Annotated in this window: 18 protein-coding genes and 1 pseudogene; 5 read left to right on the top strand and 14 right to left on the bottom strand. The window is 72.2% G+C overall.

Going from position 1 to position 16,399, the window contains the following annotated elements:
* Positions 1–89: 89 nt before the first annotated feature.
* Both ACZ7MF_RS23215 and ACZ7MF_RS23220 read right to left on the bottom strand, forming a co-directional pair.
* Positions 90–551 carry a pyridoxamine 5'-phosphate oxidase family protein gene (locus tag ACZ7MF_RS23215; RefSeq protein WP_471479365.1) on the bottom strand — a complete coding sequence of 154 codons (462 nt, stop codon included), beginning with the start codon at positions 549–551 and terminating at the stop codon, positions 90–92.
* Positions 552–628: 77 nt separating this feature from the next.
* Complete coding sequence (locus ACZ7MF_RS23220) at positions 629–1,222, bottom strand: TetR/AcrR family transcriptional regulator (protein ID WP_471479368.1); 594 nt, start codon at positions 1,220–1,222, stop codon at positions 629–631.
* Positions 1,223–1,360: 138 nt separating this feature from the next.
* Here ACZ7MF_RS23220 and ACZ7MF_RS23225 point away from each other — a divergent pair, with 138 nt between their 5' ends.
* The gene (locus tag ACZ7MF_RS23225; protein WP_471479370.1) at positions 1,361–2,218 is read left to right on the top strand and encodes a methyltransferase domain-containing protein; all 858 of its coding nucleotides are present in this window, start codon (positions 1,361–1,363) and stop codon (positions 2,216–2,218) included.
* A gap of 41 nt (positions 2,219–2,259) precedes the next feature.
* On the opposite strand, the gene ACZ7MF_RS23230 is transcribed toward ACZ7MF_RS23225, so the two are convergent.
* The 3 genes and pseudogenes from ACZ7MF_RS23230 to ACZ7MF_RS23240 form a co-directional block, all read right to left on the bottom strand.
* Complete coding sequence (locus tag ACZ7MF_RS23230; protein ID WP_471479372.1) at positions 2,260–2,826, bottom strand: dihydrofolate reductase family protein; 567 nt, start codon at positions 2,824–2,826, stop codon at positions 2,260–2,262.
* Positions 2,827–2,908: 82 nt separating this feature from the next.
* Positions 2,909–3,145: pseudogene (locus ACZ7MF_RS23235) on the bottom strand (helix-turn-helix domain-containing protein); the annotation flags it as partial.
* A 123-nt stretch (positions 3,146–3,268) separates the two neighbouring features.
* The gene (locus ACZ7MF_RS23240) at positions 3,269–4,123 is read right to left on the bottom strand and encodes an NAD(P)H-binding protein (protein ID WP_471479374.1); all 855 of its coding nucleotides are present in this window, start codon (positions 4,121–4,123) and stop codon (positions 3,269–3,271) included.
* Between the two features lie 127 nt (positions 4,124–4,250).
* Here ACZ7MF_RS23240 and ACZ7MF_RS23245 point away from each other — a divergent pair, with 127 nt between their 5' ends.
* The gene (locus ACZ7MF_RS23245; protein WP_471479375.1) at positions 4,251–4,838 is read left to right on the top strand and encodes a TetR/AcrR family transcriptional regulator; all 588 of its coding nucleotides are present in this window, start codon (positions 4,251–4,253) and stop codon (positions 4,836–4,838) included.
* On the opposite strand, the gene ACZ7MF_RS23250 is transcribed toward ACZ7MF_RS23245, so the two are convergent.
* Together ACZ7MF_RS23250 and ACZ7MF_RS23255 are read right to left on the bottom strand one after the other, a co-directional pair.
* Positions 4,819–5,847 carry a S66 family peptidase gene (locus ACZ7MF_RS23250; protein ID WP_471479376.1) on the bottom strand — a complete coding sequence of 343 codons (1,029 nt, stop codon included), beginning with the start codon at positions 5,845–5,847 and terminating at the stop codon, positions 4,819–4,821. The genes ACZ7MF_RS23245 and ACZ7MF_RS23250 overlap by 20 nt on opposite strands.
* A 64-nt stretch (positions 5,848–5,911) precedes the next feature.
* Positions 5,912–6,277 carry a VOC family protein gene (locus tag ACZ7MF_RS23255; RefSeq protein WP_471479378.1) on the bottom strand — a complete coding sequence of 122 codons (366 nt, stop codon included), beginning with the start codon at positions 6,275–6,277 and terminating at the stop codon, positions 5,912–5,914.
* Between the two features lie 103 nt (positions 6,278–6,380).
* Between ACZ7MF_RS23255 and ACZ7MF_RS23260 the strand changes: the two genes are divergently transcribed.
* Positions 6,381–7,346 (top strand): helix-turn-helix transcriptional regulator, encoded by a 966-nt coding sequence (locus ACZ7MF_RS23260; protein ID WP_471479380.1) that lies wholly within the window; start codon positions 6,381–6,383, stop codon positions 7,344–7,346.
* 45 nt (positions 7,347–7,391) lie between these two features.
* Here the strand turns inward: ACZ7MF_RS23260 and ACZ7MF_RS23265 are convergent, their stop codons facing one another.
* From ACZ7MF_RS23265 to ACZ7MF_RS23275, 3 genes are all read right to left on the bottom strand, one after another.
* Positions 7,392–8,090 (bottom strand): class I SAM-dependent methyltransferase, encoded by a 699-nt coding sequence (locus tag ACZ7MF_RS23265; RefSeq protein WP_471479382.1) that lies wholly within the window; start codon positions 8,088–8,090, stop codon positions 7,392–7,394.
* A gap of 67 nt (positions 8,091–8,157) precedes the next feature.
* Positions 8,158–8,535: a glycine-rich domain-containing protein gene (locus ACZ7MF_RS23270; RefSeq protein ID WP_471479384.1), complete on the bottom strand. Its 378-nt coding sequence runs from the start codon at positions 8,533–8,535 to the stop codon at positions 8,158–8,160.
* A gap of 161 nt (positions 8,536–8,696) precedes the next feature.
* Positions 8,697–8,909, bottom strand: a complete 213-nt coding sequence (locus tag ACZ7MF_RS23275) for a hypothetical protein (RefSeq protein WP_471479386.1) — start codon at positions 8,907–8,909, stop codon at positions 8,697–8,699.
* A 220-nt stretch (positions 8,910–9,129) separates the two neighbouring features.
* Between ACZ7MF_RS23275 and ACZ7MF_RS23280 the strand changes: the two genes are divergently transcribed.
* The gene (locus ACZ7MF_RS23280) at positions 9,130–10,212 is read left to right on the top strand and encodes an XRE family transcriptional regulator (RefSeq protein WP_471479388.1); all 1,083 of its coding nucleotides are present in this window, start codon (positions 9,130–9,132) and stop codon (positions 10,210–10,212) included.
* Between the two features lie 66 nt (positions 10,213–10,278).
* Here ACZ7MF_RS23280 and ACZ7MF_RS23285 read toward each other — a convergent pair whose 3' ends face one another.
* From ACZ7MF_RS23285 to ACZ7MF_RS23300, 4 genes are read right to left on the bottom strand one after another with little or no spacing between them, the layout of a single operon-like run.
* Entirely contained in the window at positions 10,279–11,640 is a 1,362-nt protein-coding gene (locus ACZ7MF_RS23285) for an AAA domain-containing protein (RefSeq protein ID WP_471479390.1), read from the bottom strand.
* Positions 11,637–13,280 (bottom strand): hypothetical protein, encoded by a 1,644-nt coding sequence (locus ACZ7MF_RS23290; RefSeq protein WP_471479392.1) that lies wholly within the window; start codon positions 13,278–13,280, stop codon positions 11,637–11,639. The genes ACZ7MF_RS23285 and ACZ7MF_RS23290 overlap by 4 nt, the downstream gene beginning before the upstream one ends.
* Entirely contained in the window at positions 13,271–14,545 is a 1,275-nt protein-coding gene (locus ACZ7MF_RS23295; RefSeq protein ID WP_471479394.1) for a hypothetical protein, read from the bottom strand. Before ACZ7MF_RS23295 ends, ACZ7MF_RS23290 begins: the two co-directional genes overlap by 10 nt.
* Complete coding sequence (locus tag ACZ7MF_RS23300; RefSeq protein ID WP_471479396.1) at positions 14,442–15,431, bottom strand: phosphatase PAP2 family protein; 990 nt, start codon at positions 15,429–15,431, stop codon at positions 14,442–14,444. The genes ACZ7MF_RS23295 and ACZ7MF_RS23300 overlap by 104 nt, the downstream gene beginning before the upstream one ends.
* A gap of 214 nt (positions 15,432–15,645) precedes the next feature.
* On the opposite strand from ACZ7MF_RS23300, the gene ACZ7MF_RS23305 reads away from it, so the two are divergent.
* Entirely contained in the window at positions 15,646–16,242 is a 597-nt protein-coding gene (locus ACZ7MF_RS23305; RefSeq protein WP_471479398.1) for a histidine phosphatase family protein, read from the top strand.
* Positions 16,243–16,399 lie beyond the last annotated feature (157 nt).

A 16,399-nucleotide genomic window follows, 5' to 3' on the forward strand; every position in this document is an offset into this window, starting at 1 on the left:
GTACACGTGGTCGTACGTGGTTCGCTTCGCGACGTAACAGGAGGGGGTCTCCGGTTATTCCCCGGCGGACCTTCGCCGGCCACGTGGTGCTACGCCAGCCACACCCCCTCGCGCATGACGACCCGGCCGCGAAGCTCCGGCTCCCCGCGCCAGGCCCGCACCGTCGTCGGCCTGACGCGCAGGTAGAGGAAGGACCCCTGTTCCGTCCGCGGGTCCCAGCCGAACCTGCCCGCGAAGGCGTCCGCGGCCTCGTCGGGCACCTCGCTCGCGGGGTACGCCGCCGCCTCTCCTTGCAGCAACACCACATCGAAGGTGTCCGGCAGCGCCAGGCGTACACGCGGGTCCTCGCGTACGTTGCGTGCGCTCGCGGAGGAGGCTCTGGTGCACATCCACACCGCCTGACCGTCCCACCGGAACCACAGGGGGACCTGGTGCGGTCCGTGGTCGGGGTGAGCGGTCGACACCCACACGTCGCGCTCCGTGCTCAGCCGTTCCAGGGTGTCGCGTTTGCGCTCCGCCGCGGTGCGGCGCGTGATCTCCGTAGCCTGCATGGACGACGACCCTAGGCAGTCGCGAGGCGACGCGCATCGGGCGCGGGTCCTAGGCCAAGGTGGAAGCCCCGACCGCCCTAGGAGGGCCGGGCGGCCACGAGGGTGGCGGTCAGGCGGGTCACGAGGGGGCGTGGGTCGGGGGTGTCCGGCCGGCCGGTCATCAGGAGGTGGTGGGCGGTGCCGACGACGGCGAGGGCCACCGTGGGCGGGTCGAGGGTCCGCGCCACGCGGCCGAGCGCGCGCTCGGCCTCCAGGTAGTCGGCGATGGCCTCCTGGATCGCGGTGAAGCCGGGTGCGCCCTGTGCCAGCGCCTCGCGGATGGCGAGCGTGGCGGCCGGGCGGGTCATGGCGAGACCGGACAGGGCGAGGCCGCCGGAGTCGAAGAGCGCGAGAGCGACGGCGTTCAGGTTCTGCTCCACCGTGCCCTTTCCGGCGATCTCGCACAGTGCCCGCGCCTTCACCGCCGTCTTCGCGAACCGGTCGAGGCAGAGCTCGGCCACGAACGCGTCGAACCCCGCGAAGTGCGTATGCAACAGGCCCTTGGCGCAGCCCGCTTCGGTGGTGACCGCCCTGCTGGTGAGCGCGCCGGGGCCGTCCCGCTCCACGATGCGCTCGGCGGCCGCGAAGAGCCGCTCGCGTACGTCCGGTGTCGCCACTCCGCGCGGTGCCATGGGCCTCTCATTCGTCCCGGATCGGTTGCCCCGGCTGGGCTCAACCCCAGGGATGGTAACGGGGATTGCGGGATTTGGGCACTTGCCCATACTGTTTGGGCACACGCCCATTCTCCGTCGTGCGCCCGGGAGGCACCTGTGCCGGACATCGTCAACACCGAGCAGGCTCAAGCGTGGAACGGCCCGGAAGGAGCTCACTGGGCGCGCCACCAGGACCGCTGGAACGCCGTGAACGAGGGCTTCAACGAGCCGCTCCTCGACGCCGCCGGCCTCACCGGGGAACACCGGGTCCTCGATCTCGGCTGCGGCTCGGGCCAGACCACGCGGCTCGCCGCGCTGCGGGCGCCCCGAGGACACGCGCTGGGCCTCGACCTGTCCGGGCCGATGCTGGCCGAGGCCAGGGACCGTGCCGAGCGGGAAGGCGTCGCGAACGTCGCCTTCGCGCGGGGCGACGCGCAGGTGCACCCCTTCGAGGCGGGCGCGTTCGACGCGGCGGTCAGCCGCTACGGGGTGATGTTCTTCGCCGACCCCGTGGCCGCCTTCGGCAACGTCGGCCGGGCGCTGCGACCCGGCGGGCGCCTGGCGTTCGTCTGCCCGGCCGACGCGATGCTGAACGGCTGGGTCACGGCGATGGCGTCACTGCGCGAGGTCCTGCCGGTCGGCGACTTCGGACAGCCCGGGCTGCCCGGCATGTTCTCCCTGGCCGACCCGGACCGCATCGGCGACGTCCTCACCGCGGCGGGCTTCGTCGGCATCGACGTCGACCGGGTCCAGGCCCACGGGACGTGGGGGCAGGACGCCGAGGACGCGGCGGACTTCCTGCTGGGCACGGGCCCCGGCCGCCATCTCGTGGACCGGGCCGACCCGACCGCGCGGGCCCGCGCCCGCGGCATCCTGACGGACCATCTGCGCGCGCACGAGGCGGCTGACGGCACGGTCCTGCTCCGCAGCACGTCGTGGCTGGTCACGGCGGACCGTCCGGCCGCCGCCGCATGACCGGGCAGCGGACCGGCGGGTGCGGACGTTGAGGGGGCGGGTCAGTGGGTCACGCGGTGGCGGAGGTAGGCGACGTGGGAGCCGAAGAGGCGGTTCTCGACGAGTTCGAGGTTCACCCGGCGCTCGCTGCGGGGGAAGAACGGGGTGCCGCCGCCGACCAGCACCGGGTGGACCATGGTCCGGTACTCGTCGATCAGGTCGGACGCGGCCGCCTCGGCGGCGAGGGTCGCGCCGCCGATCGTGATGTCGCCGTCGCCGGGCTCGGCCCGCAGGTGCTCGATCTCCTCCGCCAGGGTGCCCGAGGCCAGACGGGTGTTGGTGCCCTGCACCGTCGTCAGCGTCCTGGAGAACACCACCTTCGGCAGCGCCTTCCACAGCGCGGCCCACTCCAGCTCCGCCGCGCCGAGCGACTCGTCCTGCTCGGCGGTCTCCCAGTACAGCATCGTCTCGTACAGCCGCCGCCCCAGCAGGTGGGCGCCGGCCTCGCGGATCTCGTCCGTCCAGTACCGGAAGACCTCTTCGCTCGGGTCGCTCCAGTCGAAGGCGCCGCTCGCGTCGACGATGTAGCCGTCGAGGGACACGTTCATCGAATAGATCACTCTGCGCATCGCAAGCCTCCTCGGTAGCCGTTCGGGTTCGACGGTACGGCCGCCGACGGCGGCGCGGGGCCACCGATGACGGACCGCGTGTCAGTCCCAGGGCGTGCCCGACGGCTTCGACCACGGCAGGGGACGGGTTGATGGAGCGGCCCTGTTCGAGGCGGGCGTAGTAGTCGGCGGACACACCGGCCAGGCGGGCGACCTCCTCCCGCCGGAGTCCGGGCACGCGCCGGACGCGGCCGTCCGGCGGCAGCCCTGCCCGCTCGGGATCGCACTGGGCGCGGGAGCGCCTGAGGAAGTCCGCCAGCTCGCGGTTGCAGGGAGCCATGGAACCAGTCTGTCCCGCCAGGAACGACGACGGCTTCTCCAAGGGAGGTCTGTCGGTCCTACCTCCGCGTCGGGATGTGGAACGTGCTGCGCGCGGCGCTCCCCACGATGCCCGGCCGGGCCCTCAGGCGGCGATGTCGGCTGCGAGCCGGTCCGCGACGGTGCGGGGCTCGCGGCCGAGGAGTTCGGCCAGCAGGGGGCCGGTTTCGGCGAAGTAGCCCGCGCGGGCTGCCTGGTAGTAGGTGAGCATGAGCCGGGCCATCTGCTCCGGCACACCGGTCGCGACCTGGTCGGCGATCCACTGGTCGTCGTCCAGGACGACGCGCTCGACGGTGCGACCGGTGAGATCGGAGGCGATTCCGGCGAGATCGTCGAAGGTGACGGCGGTCGGCGCGGTGAGGTTCACGGGGCCGTCGAAGGGCCGGTCACCGGCGAGGATGACCGCGGTGGCCTCGGCGGCGTCGGCACGGTCGGTGTACGGGACGGGGCCGTCCTCCGGCTGGGCGATCACGCCGGTCCGCTGCCACGGGCCGAGGACCTGGTCGAGCGGACCGTAGGCGCCGTTGCGCAGTGCCGTCCAGGCGACTCCGGAGTCGCCGAGGATCGCCTCGGTGGCGACGTGGAAGTCCGTCGGCCGGTACGGGTTGCCGGGGACGGCGCCCTGCTGGCTCGTGTAGAGGATCCGCCGGACGCCGGCCTCGACCGCGGCTTCGACGGCGCGGCGATGCAGGCCGACCATGTCGGCGGCCGGGTCGTTGCCGGACACCAGGAGGACCTGCTCGGCACCGGCGAAGGAGTCGCGCAGCGCGGCCGGGTCCTCGTAGGAGCCCTGCCGCACGCGCACGCCGCGGTCGGCGAAGTGCCGGGCCTTGGCGGGGTCGCGGACGCTGACGCCGATCCGGTCGGCGGGTACGCGCCTGAGGAGGTGCTCGACGGTGGCGCCGCCCAGCCCACCGGTGGCGCCGGTGACAACGATCATGTTCCTGACCTTCCCGCATAACTTGACCACGCAGGTCACTTTCTTTTCTGCCGACGACCGTAGGTAAGCTGACTCGGCGAGTCAAGTTGCGACGGTGAGTGAGTGACAGGAAGAGACGGTGAGGTCCATGGCCGGTGCGGTGCCTTCGGAACCCCGGCTGCGCGCCGACGCGCGGCGCAATTCGGAGCAGATCCGCTCCGCCGCGATCGGCGCCTTCCAGGGGCAGGGCCTGACCGTGCCGCTGGAGGAGGTCGCCAAGGCGGCAGGGGTGAGCAAGGCCACGATCTTCAACCGGTTCGGCGGGCGGGTCGGGCTCATCGAGGCCGTCATCGAGGAGGTCGTCGCCAGTGAGCTGTTCGCCGTCGTCGACCGCACGCGGACCATCGACGACGGCGGCGAGCGGATCGCGTACTACCTCACCGCGATCCGCGACCTCCAGTACCGCCAGCCCGCCTTCAACGACGTCCTGTTGCAGACGTATCCGCACTCGGAGCAGCTCATGGAGATCTGCCGGGTCGGAAGCGGGGCCAACGAGGAGATCGTCGCGGCGGCGCGGGCCCGCGGGGCGCTGCGGCCGGAGTTCACGGCGGGCGACCTCCACGCAGTCGTCCTCGACAACGCCCTCGCCCTCAAGCACGGCGAGCGGCCCGCCCGGGAGGACTACGACCGCCGCACCAGGTACCTGCTGGACGGAATCAGACCAGGGTCTGGGTGAGTTCGCTCCGCGTCGACGTATGGGTCAGGCGGCCGTGCGCGCCGTTGACGATCGGCAGGTAGGGCGGGACGTGGCCGCACTCCACGTCGGCGACGATCGGCACCCGCAGCGGGCCGAGCGCGTCCAGCACGGCCTGGTGCTGGGAGAGCGAGGGGACACCCGGGGCCGAGGTCCGGCCGACCAGCACCGCGTTCGCGGCGTCGAAGAAGCCGGCCAGCCGCATGCCGTGCAGGTTGCGGCAGATGGTCAGGGCGTCGTCGCCGCAGGCCTCCACGTACACCAGGAGACCGTCCGGGGCCGCGGTCCGGGCGAAGGCGGAGGTGTCCAGGTACCCGGATCCCGTGAGGTTGCAGAGTGTCTCGACGCAGCCGCCGATCAGACGGCCCTCGACCTCGACGTCTCCGCCGCCGTCCAGCCGGGTCCAGCCGCCTGGGGTGTCGAGTGTGTACTCCCGTACGTCCGGGTGGAGTGCGTAGTCGTCCCAGCCGGTGGTCCGGTGGCGGCCCGGCGGCGTCTGGCTGAAGCGGTGCCCGCGCGGGGCGCTGACGATGTCGAGCCAGGAGACCAGCCCGTCGGGGGTCCGGTACGGGGTGTCCATCAGGTTGTTGCCGTGGACGGTCGCCGTGCCGGCGAGGAGCGTCAGCGGGGTGATGAGGGTCGACAGGTCCGAGTAGCCCACGAGCCAGGTCGGTTCGGCCTCGCGCAGCCGGTCCCAGTCGAGCAGCGGCAGGAGGTCGATGGCCAGGTCACCGCCCCACGGCGGCACCACCGCTCTGATGCCGGGGTCGGTCAGCATCCGCGTCAGTTCGGCGGCGCGCTCGGGGGCGGGGGCGCTGACGTGTCCCGAGCCGTCCATGCACGCGCCGACGACCACCTCGTATCCGCGCGCCTGCACGTCGCGGATCGCCACGTTCAGGCGTTCGCGGAGCTTGTCGGGGACTCCGCTGGACGGCGAGGTGACGGCGACACGGTCTCCTGGGCGCAAGGGGCGCGGGTATCGAACGGACATGCGGCGGATTCTGGCACGGCCGCCGCGCCGGCGGGCAGCGATTTCCCTGCCCGCCGGACAGGCCCTAATCGACGGGCGAGACGCGGATCAGGTTGCCGTCCGGGTCCGTGACCACGAAGGTGCGGCCGAAGACCTCGTCGTGGGGATTCTCCACGACGGTGACGCCCTTGGCGGCCCACTCGGCGTGGAGCGCGTCGATGGCCGCCGAGGAGCCCGGGACCATGAGGCCGACCTCCGAGGTGCGCGGGGTGTGCGGGCCGAACCGGTCCGCGCGGCCGCTCCACAGGGCGAAGAGGACTCCGGGGGCGACTTCGAAGGGGACGTAGCGCGGTGTCGTCATGACCGGCTCGATGTCGAACAGGCCGGAGTAGAAGGCGGTCGCGCGCTCCACGTCGGTGACATAGACGAGGAAGAGGTTGGGTGCGGGCATGGGTGTCGGCTCCTTCCGGGCGGGTCGGTGGGGTCCGGCCCTGCGTGTCAGCCTCGCCTGAGAACATGACAGAAGTTGTCTTGTTCGGCGAAGGAGCTGTCGCATGAGTCGGCCGCAGCGCTTGATCGAGCTTCTGGCGGCGTTGCAGGCGCGTCCGCGGACCACCGCCGAGGTGCTGGCCGAGGAGCTGGGGGTGTCGACGCGGACCGTCCTGCGCGATGTGCGGGCGCTCGTCGACGCGGGGATTCCGGTCTTCACCGAGCGGGGGAAGTACGGCGGCATCAGCCTGCTGCCCGGTGACCAGGCCGACCTGTCGAAGCTGACGACCGGCGAGGCGGACCTGCTGCGGGCGGTCGGGCTCGACCTCGAACGGGCCCGTCAGCTCGGCGGTGAGGCCGCCGCCCGGTCGGCGCTGCGCAAGCTCACGTCGCGCAGACAGCCGCCGCCCGCCCGGGACGAGCTGCCGCTCGCGCTGACGGACGTGATCGCGATCGACAACCGGCCCTGGTTCGAGGACGCCGTACCCCTGCCCGACGTCGCGGGGCTGGTGCGGGACGTGCGTACGGGGAGGCGGCTGCGGATCGTCTATCGGCGGAGCGGGGACGCTGCCGCGCGGGAGTTCGCCGTCGACCCCTATGGTCTCGTGCAGCGGGGCGGGCGCTGGTACCTCGTGGCGGACCGGGACGGGCGGCCCCGGATGTTCGCGCTCACCCGGCTCCAGCGGTGGGCCGTGCTCGACGGGGCGCGTCGGCTGCGCGACGGAGCCGACCTCGCCGGCACGGCACGGGAGTTGGGCGAGGCGTTGGAGCGCAGGGAGCACGTGGTGGTCACGGCGCGTGTCGACGCGGCCAGCCTCGACATCGCCCGCCGGATCCTGGGTGCCAGGCTCAGGGCGGTGAGCGACCCGGGGGACGACGGGCGGGTCGAGATCACCGTGGCGTACGACCGGGTCGACGGCGTACGGCAGCTACTGCAGTTCGGCGAGCACATCGAGGTCGTCGCGCCCGAGGTCGCACGGCGACTGGTGGGGCGGCTCGCGGCCGGGCTCGCCCGCACGCACACCCCCTAGCTCCGGCTCCGTGGCGGGCCCGGGTCCGGAGCCGGTGCCGCACCGTTACGGCGCCACGTCCTCCAGGGTCCGGCCGCTGGTCTCCTCCGCCCAGGCCGCCGCTGACAGGGAGGCCCTTACCAAGAGGGTTCCTACGTCCCTCCCTTCCGGGGGAGAGATGACCTCGGCTTTGATGTCCGAGTACCCCGAAGAGGTCAGAAGGGCCGACCACTCCTGTGGGGTGTAGTCCCACCTGGTCACTGCCTTGGCCTCTCTTAGCCGGCCCACGGGCTGAGTGCCGGCCGTTGGGGGCTTGTGGGAGAAGGCCAGCACGCCACCAGGGGAAAGCCTCTTACGAACCAGTGGGAGGAGCTGTTCAGGGTCCGTGAACCAGACAGGCCCGAAGACAGACAGGACCACATCGAAGGGGCCTTCTGTGTGGGTCAGGTAGTCGGTCACCTCTGCCGTGCGGAAGGTGAGGCCGGGCAGGTGCCCCCATCTGGCCACGGCCTTCCCGTGCTGGCTCGGAGCGATATCGACCCCGGTACATGTGGCTCCAAGGGTGGACAGGTGGGCCAGATTGCAGCCTGTACCGCAGCCCAGTTCCAGTACGGTGCGGCCCTGGAGGTCTCCGAGGATCGATTCATCGGGGCCGTGGTCGGGGTACTGGGTCCAGTTCAACCACGTACGAGCACCAGCGGAGTTCACCTCTCGCCGTGGTGTCCGTCCCTGGGCGTATCGCTCCCAGGCATCAACGACCTCCATACGGAACCTCTCCTCATGGGGACGACTCCCCCCGTCGCCGAGGGGAGTCACCACTGTCAGCGTTGTGCTATTTCTTCCCGCTGTTGGGGCTGTCGGTGCACCCAGCGTGGCACTGGGAGCAGTCGGCCGCGTCCTTCATGACCCACAGCTCCGGGTCGATCTCGAAGCCGGAAGCGTGGATGGCCTTGACCGTGTCCCGCAGGGCGGGGGGTTCCCCGGGTCCCTCTCCGGGCAGGTGCGGGACGTGGTGGATGTATCGGCCCGCGTGCTGGTCGCAGAACGCCGTGTAGTTGATCGAGTCGAGCACGAACGAGTGGACACCCAGGTCCACGGCCTGGGAGGGCCCCATGCGGACCTCGGGGCACTCGGCGGAGGTCACCAGGTAGGCGACGGCCTGACCGAAGATGCGCTCTGCCAGGTCACGCCCCATGGCGTTGTCCCGCATGATGAGTCGGATTTCCCTGTCCCACACCTGGGAGGGGACGCAGGTACGGGGGTCTCGGACCTGTACCGCTGTAGCCATCAGTGGTTCCCTTCACGTGGTCGTGCTCGGGTGATGGAGCCCACCCCGCCACCCGTACGTGCCTGGGTGATCAGGGCGGGGGTTCAGTGGGTCACGCGCCGTCTCAACTGCGCCAACGTCCATGCCTGCTGGTGGTGTCGGGCCAGGGCAGCAAGCTGAATGCGTTCCCTGTCGTTGACGGGACGGATGGAGATGGCACGGGTCTGCCGGCGCAGGCCGGAGGGGCGAATCAGGATCAGCATGGGGCCCTGCTGTGCCTGGACGACGCCGACCATCTGACTGGCGTTGTCGAACACGGCTGTACCGGGCTCACACACGGTTCCCTGTCTCATGCCCTCCGCCTTTCACTGGTGACTGCATCTAGTCAACGGCCGGGAATGCAGGGGAACTTGCACATGAGTTGCACAGTGCTCACACGCCCTCAGAGGCGGTGAGTGAAGGAACCTGCCGTGGGTTACCCGTAAGGCTTGCGACGATGGCTCCAGCGGCGCACAGCGTGCGCTGGCCAACATCAGCGTGTCTCTGCTCTCCAAGATCGAGGTCGGGGACCGAACCCTGACCCCGGGCGTTGCTGCCGACCTGGGCAAGCCCATGGGGCTGAGCATGGCTGAGGTGCTGGGGAAAGCCTCTGTAGCCAGGAACGATGAAAAGAGCCTGTCGGCTGTCCGGTCGGCTGTCCGGGACTACGACCTACCAGGACGCCAGGAGGTACAGGAAGACGCTCTCAGGACCTCTGTGGAGGCCGCTGGCCAGCACAGGGACAAGGCGGAGGTAGACCGCCTCCTAGCGATGCTCCCCGTCCTTCTGAGGGACGCCACGGCGTACGCCCACGCCGCCAACACGGTAGATAGTTGGATGGCCCTGTCCGAGGTCTACAGCAGCGTCTATTGGCTGGCCGCCCGGCACAGGTGGATGGACATGGCGGAACTGGCCGTGACTCGCCAGAGGTGGGCCGTCGAGCAGAAGACCAACCCGCTGGGCTTGGCCATTGCTGCCAGGGACAGGGCAGGGGCCTACCTGAATGGCGGGGACTTCGAAGGCGGCCTCATGGTCGTGGACCGGGCCATCAGCCAGGCACAGGCCAGCCTGTCAGGGCAGGAGAGGGCCTTTGCGGTCGGACTGCTGAACCTGCGGGGAATGACCTTGGCCGGACGCTTCAAGGACAAGAAGGAAGGAAAGAGGGAGGCGGAACGGCACATCAAGTCGGCCTGGGAAGCCTCCGAGTGGTTCCAGAGGGACTGGAACCGTCACAGCATGATCTTCGGTCCTCAGAACACGACCACACACGTTCTGGCTACTCGGCTGGACCTGGGACGGCCCCGTGATGCTCTGAAGGTGGCAGAAGACCTTGACGCGGCCCCGGAGGGCCTGCCCGCTACTCGTGTGGCTCCGTCCCGCATGAACCTGGCCAGGGCTCGGCTGGACGTGGGGGACCGTGACGGGGCTCTGGAGTCCCTGTCGGATGCGTGGGAGGCCGCTCCCCAGATGGCCCGCATCCATCCCATGGCGCGAGAGGTCTTCCGGGTCCTGTCGTCCCTGCATCGACGCAGCAACCCAGAGCTTCTGAGGCTGTCCAAGTTGTCCGGCATCCCAGTCTGAGGAAGCCGGACTTACTGAACTGACTGACGTTTCCCCGCTGTTCAGGGCACTGGCGGCTGCACGGGCTCACGGCAGCCAGGACACCTTGTGCTCCTGGAAGTGATCCCATGTGGCAAGCATTGCCTCCCACCCGTCAGGAAACTTCACCAGCGTGCCCAGCTGGACCGGTTCCGTGGACGGGTAGTCGTCCAGCAGGTCGCCCACGCCCTCGCGGCAGACCACGATGCACGCGTGCCGGTGCCGGGAGGTCAGGACGCACAGGCGGCCGGTCTCCAGGTGGAAGGCGGTGGCGTCGGGGCGGCCGGAGAGCGGGTGCAGGACGACCGTGACGTCGTACTCGCGGCCCTGGAGGCGGTTGGCCGTGTCCACGGTCACGTCGTGCACCCCCAGGTCGGCCAGTGCCGCACGGACCGCCGCCGCCTGGTCCCGGTGGGCGGTGCCGACGGCGATGCGGGCGGCGGTCAGGGGCGCGGGGTCCGGCGAGCGCTCGGAGGTCGCCCGGCCCTCACGGTCGAGGAGGCGCCGGACCACCGCCGCCACCGCCCGCACCGCCTCCGGGTCGGTGCGCGGGGTGTGCCGGGCCGGAAGCTCCAGCAGGCCCCAGCCCGAGGCGGCGGCCTCGTCGATCACCCGGTCGGGGCCCGAGCCGTCCGACGGCACGGCGAAGGCGAGACTCCGGTCGCCGTGGTCCGTGCCGCTGCGGAAGGGCGTGTACGGGTAGAACGCGTCGGAGACCAGGCGGGCTGCCGACGCCGGTAGCCGCCAGGAGACCGGGAGGCGGTGCTGGGGGAGTCCGGGGTTGTGGGCGAGGAGGGTGGTCACGGCCGAGGACGACGGGTCGTAGGCCAGGCCCGCCCACTGCTCGCTGCCCACCGTCGCGAACGGGTCCAGCTGACCGGGGTCGCCCACGAACAGCGCCCGCTCGAAGAGTCCGGCGACCGCGAGCAGGGAGTCCGAGCGCATCTGGTACGCCTCGTCGACGATCGCGTGCCGCCACGGCTCGTCCACCTTCACGTGCGCCCACTTCGCCGCCGTGGACAGCACGACGGCCTGCCCGGCGAGATCGGCGGCCTTCGCCGACTTGCGTACGTTCCCCAGCGCGTCGAGCGCCTTGTCGTACGGGTCGGCGTCGCTGCTGTGCAGGCGGCCCACCGGGAGGTCCGGGTTCTTCTCGGCCAGACGCAGCACCAGGTCGTCCACCTGGGCGTTGGTCTGCGCCACCACCATCAGGGGGCGGCCCGCCTCGGCCAGCTCCAGTGCCGCCCGCACCACGAGCGTGGACTTCCCGGCGCCGGGCGGGGAGTCGACGACGACACCGCGCTCCGTGCCGTGCAGCGTGTCGTGGAGGATCGCCGACGTGGCGCGGGCGGCCTCCGCGCCCGGGTCGAAGGACGCGGGGGCCGACGGGGAGAGGGCCTCGGCCGTCACAGTACGTCCTCCTCGGTCTGGGCGTCGGCGGCCTCCGGCACCGCGGCCGACTCGCCCGGCGGGCCGCCGTGCGTCCAGGGGGTCTGCTCCGGGTCCGGGAGCTTCGCGCCGCCCCGCTGCTCGTGCTCGAAGAGCGTGAAGCAGACCAGGTCGCCCTTCTCCGGCACCGACCCGGCCTCGGGCTCCTTGCCGCGGCCCATCTTGTCCATGATCCGCAGGACCAGCGTGCCGTCCTCGGGATCGCCGTCGGATCCGTCCGGGAACGCCGGGCCGACGTACTCGGCCGTCTGCGGCTTGCCGCCCAGCGAGCGGTAGACCTTCACCCGCTCGCCCAGGTACGGGCGGTCGTCCGTACGGACCGTGACCAGCGGGCGCGGACTGGGCCGCTTGCTCTCGCTGTACGCCATCACCACGTCCACGACCTCGCCCGCGAACGCCTCGCCGGACAGCCGCCGTCCGGCCATCACCAGCGGATCGTCCAGCGCCTCCTGGGCCTCCAGACGGGCCTGCTCGCGCTCGCGCGTGGCCAGCTTGTTCGCCGCCGTCACGGCGTCGTCGCGGCGCGGCTGCGGGGGCTCTCCGGCCAGGATCCGGTCGCGGTGGGAGGTGAACGACCAGCGGTCGCGGGTCCAGCGCTCCTCGGCGTGCGCCCCTTCGGGCAGCTCGCGCAGCAGGTCCAGGCCCCGCCACACCGCGTCCCAGGTGGGCCGGGTACGGCTTTCGACCAGGGCGCGGATCTCCCGTTCCGCGGCCGTGAGGGCACCGAGCCGGTCGTCGGCCTCCAGACCGTCCTCGGCGGCGGCCAGCGCCGTGCGGGCGCGGTCGTAGCGCTCGATGGCCGGGGCGAGGAGCTTGTTGTCGAAGGCCGGGTCGGTCGCCGGGCCCGCGGGCGGGCACAGCAGCTGGCCGTCGGCGTCACGGGCCAGCTCGGCGCGGCGGGCGGCCTCCGCGCCGGTCGGGGGCGGGTCCTGCGGATGCAGCGGGTCCTGCGGCGCGATCCACGCCAGCAGGGCGCCCAGGTGCTGGTCCTCCAGCGTGGACTGGCCGGTCGCCCAGTGCCGGCCCAGCAGGTCGGTCATGGCGAGCAGGAGGGAGGAGCCGGGCACGCGGGCCCGCTCACCGTAGTGGGTCAGCCACCGGCCCAGCAGCGGCACCCGCGGCGGCGCGGGGTGCGGGGTCTCCGGGTCCTGTTCCGCCGTACGCCGAAAACGCATGGACCGGCCCAGCAGCCGTACGAAGTCGACGCCCGCGCGGCTCGGTACGACCAGCTGCGCGGCGTCCGCGCACAGGTCGACCTCGACCTTGACCCGCTTGCCCGTCTCCGGGTCGGTCTCGGTGCGCTCGGCGGCCTCGACGCTCTCCGCGTACGCCTCGACGTGGGGCAGCACGATGCCGGCCAGCTCGGCCAGGAACGCGAAGCGCAGGTCGCGGTCGCGGGGCTGCGGCACGACCAGCAGGTGCGGCGCGTCCCGGTCGGTGCCGACCAGCGCCCCGAGCGGGGCCCCGGCCTCACCGGCGGTGATCAGCGGTACGAAGACGAGCGGACGGTCGGACAGGTGCCGGTGCCGGACGGTGGCGGCGGGCTGGGCCCGGCCGGTGTGCACGGCCTCCAGCCGGGCGAGGGTGGTGATCAGGGACACGCGGACACCTCGCCGACGCCGATGCCGATGCCGGTGCCCATGCCGGTGCCCGTGCCGCTCCCGTCGCCCGTTGCTCCTCCGGGCTCCGCACCGGCCGTCGCGAGCGCCTCCGCACGCAGCCGGGCCGCCCTGCGCAGCGCGGCCACCGCCGGGTCGTCCGGGTCACCGGCCTCCCCGCGGGCCGCGGCCAGCACGTCCTCGACCGTGGAGAGACCGCCCAGCTCGGCCCGCACCGGACGGCCCAGGCAGGTGACCGCACCGGCCTCGCGGGACCGGGCGCGACAGTGGAAGGCCAGCTCGCAGGCGGACAGGCACTCGGGCGCGTATGTCGCCGGGACCGCCTCGACCGCCGCCGTCAGCTCCGCGGCCGGCAGCTCGGGGGAGAAGCAGACGCCCTCCGGGAGCGCGTCGGCGATCTCCTCGATGCGGGTCAGCCGGGCCAGCTGGCGGTCGGTGACGGCGCGCTGCTTGCGCACGTCGACGGCGGAGGCGGTGGGCAGGTTGGAGAAGTCCCTGGGGCAGACGAGCAGGACGCGGTGGCGCACGCGCGGGGCCGGGTCGAGACGGGCGGCGACCCGCTCCAGGGCCAGCACGTACACCGCGGCCTGCCGCGCGGCGGCGCCGACCTTCGCCGGGTCGGCGGAGCCGTCCAGCATGGGGAAGGACTTGATCTCGACGACCGTCCAACTGCCGTCCGGATGCACCACCACGGCGTCCGGCTCCAGGAAGGCGGGTGACCCGGCGACCTCGAGGGCGAGCATCGGATGGTCGAGCAGGGTCCACGCGCCGGGCGTGCCGGTGGCCTCGCGCAGCGCCAGCGATGTGCGCGCCGCGCGCCCCTCCGGGCCGGTCGCGGACAGGTCGGGCACCCGCACCGGAGCCTCGGCGGGGGTCTCGGCACCCCGGTCCAGCCTCTCGTGCACGAGCCGCAGCAACTCGGCGCCGCCGTCCGCCTTCACCCTCGCCTCGAACGCGTTGCCGCGCGTGAAGGCGAACTGGGACTGCCCGAAGACCGACGGCGAGCCCAGCGCACTGGCCAGGGACGCCTTGTCCACGCCCGCGCCGTCGAGGATCGCGCGCCGACGGCACCCCGGGTTGGCGGCGAGGGCGGCCAGGGCCCGGGCGTCCAGCGCCTTGGCGGGTACGTCGGGACCGCGCAGCTCAGCGAGCCGGTGCCGGAGTCTCGTCCCCCGCGTCCGAGGGGGCGGGGTCCGGCTCGGCTCCAGCTTCGAACCGCTGCTCGCGCTGCCGTGGAAATCGCTCACCCGCGGAAGTCTGGCATCCACCACTGACAATCACGGAACCCGCGCCGTCCCGGGCGGAGGCGGGGGCGGGCACGGCGGCGTGCGCGGAGCCGGACTCGGCCGGTGCGAAACGGGCCGGGAGCCGGGTCCGCATCCGTGCCGCGGTGCGCAGCACGAACGGCGTCAGCAACAGTCCCGCGCCCATCACGGCCGCACCGGCGACCGCGTCGAGGAAGTAGTGGTTCGCGGTGCCCATCACCACGATCGTGGTCCCCAGGGGGTAGACGACGGCGGCCACCTTCGCCGTGCGCGTGCGGCCGTGGCGCCACAGCATCACCCCGCACCACAGCGCCCAGCCCACGTGCAGGCTCGGCATCGCCGCGTACTGGTTGGTCATCCCGCCCATGCCGCGCGGCGCGCTCGCCGCCCCGCCCCACCAGCCGTACGAGCTGTACTGGGCCATCGTGTCGACGAACCCGTGACCGGCGTCCAGCAGCCGGGGCGGGCAGGTCGGCAGCAGCGTGAAGCCGATGAGACCGATGAACGTGGACGTCATCAGCCAGGTACGGGCGGCCCGGTAGCGCACCGCGCGGGAGCGGAAGAGCCAGATCAGGATCGCCGGGGTGACCACGTAGTGCAGCGACGCGTACCAGAAGTCCGCCGGTACGCCGATCCAGGGCTCGCGCGTGAAGAGGCGGTTGAGGGGGTGCTCCGCGTTGAGGTGGAGCGCCTTCTCGATGTCCAGGAGGGCCAGGCCGTGGTCGACGGCGTCGGAGACGTCGCCCCGCACGAGCAGGCGTCCCGCGCTGTAGCAGGCGTACACGAGGACGATGAGCGGCAGCTCGGTCCACCAGCGCAGCCGAGGGTTCGGGGCCGCCTCGCTGCCCGGTGTCTCGGTGTGCGGCAATCCGATCGCCCTCCCCCTTCTCGTCTCTTCCTGCTTCTCGCTCACTCGTGCGCCTGGACGGACACGGGCGAGCCACTCTACGGCCTCACCGCGGCCGCCCGGCCAAGCGCCCTCGGACCGGATAGACGCGGGCATCGCCCCTCGGGTTGCCCGCACGGACGGTACGGGATGATGGAGGGGTCCCCTCAGACATTTCTCCCGGAAAGGCCTCTTCATGGCACCGCGCATTCTGCTGGCCCGGCACGGACAGACGGAGTGGTCGCTGTCCGGCAGACACACCGGCAGGACCGACGTGCCGCTCCTGGAGGAGGGGCGGCGCGGTGCGAAGCTGCTCGGGGAGCGGCTGCACCGGGCGCCGTGGGACGGGCTGGACGGCGTGGAGGTGCGGACCAGTCCGCTGGTGCGCGCGAGCGAGACCTGCGAGCTGGCGGGTTTCGGGGAGCGCGCACGCGCGTGGGACGCGCTGATGGAGTGGGACTACGGGGCGTACGAGGGCATGACGCCGGAGCAGATCCAGGCCGTGCGGCCGGGCTGGCTGATCTGGCGGGACGGGGTCCCGGAGGGGGAGGGAGTGGCGGAAGTCACCGCGCGCGCGGACGAGGTGGTGGCGTGGGCGCGGGAGACGGAGCGGGACATGCTCGTCTTCGCCCACGGGCACATTCTGCGGGCGATCGGGGCGCGGTGGCTGGGGCTGCCGGTGTCCTTCGGTGCGCGGATACGGCTGAATCCGACGTCGCTGTCGGTGCTGGGGTGGGCGTACGGGGAGGCGGCGGTGGAGAGCTGGAACGATCTGGGGCACCTGGTCGGCTGACGGCCGGTGCCGGTGTGGGTGCCCGTGCTGGCTTTGCGGTGCCCGGCGTCGGGGCGGGGGTGGGGAGCGCGGCCCGGCGTTGCGGGGTGCCTCCCCCACTCTCGGCTTCGCTCGAGCGGGAGGTACCCCCACCGCCCACCCGTGCCGCCCCAGCGGC

This window comes from Streptomyces sp. NPDC111628, assembly GCF_055635195.1.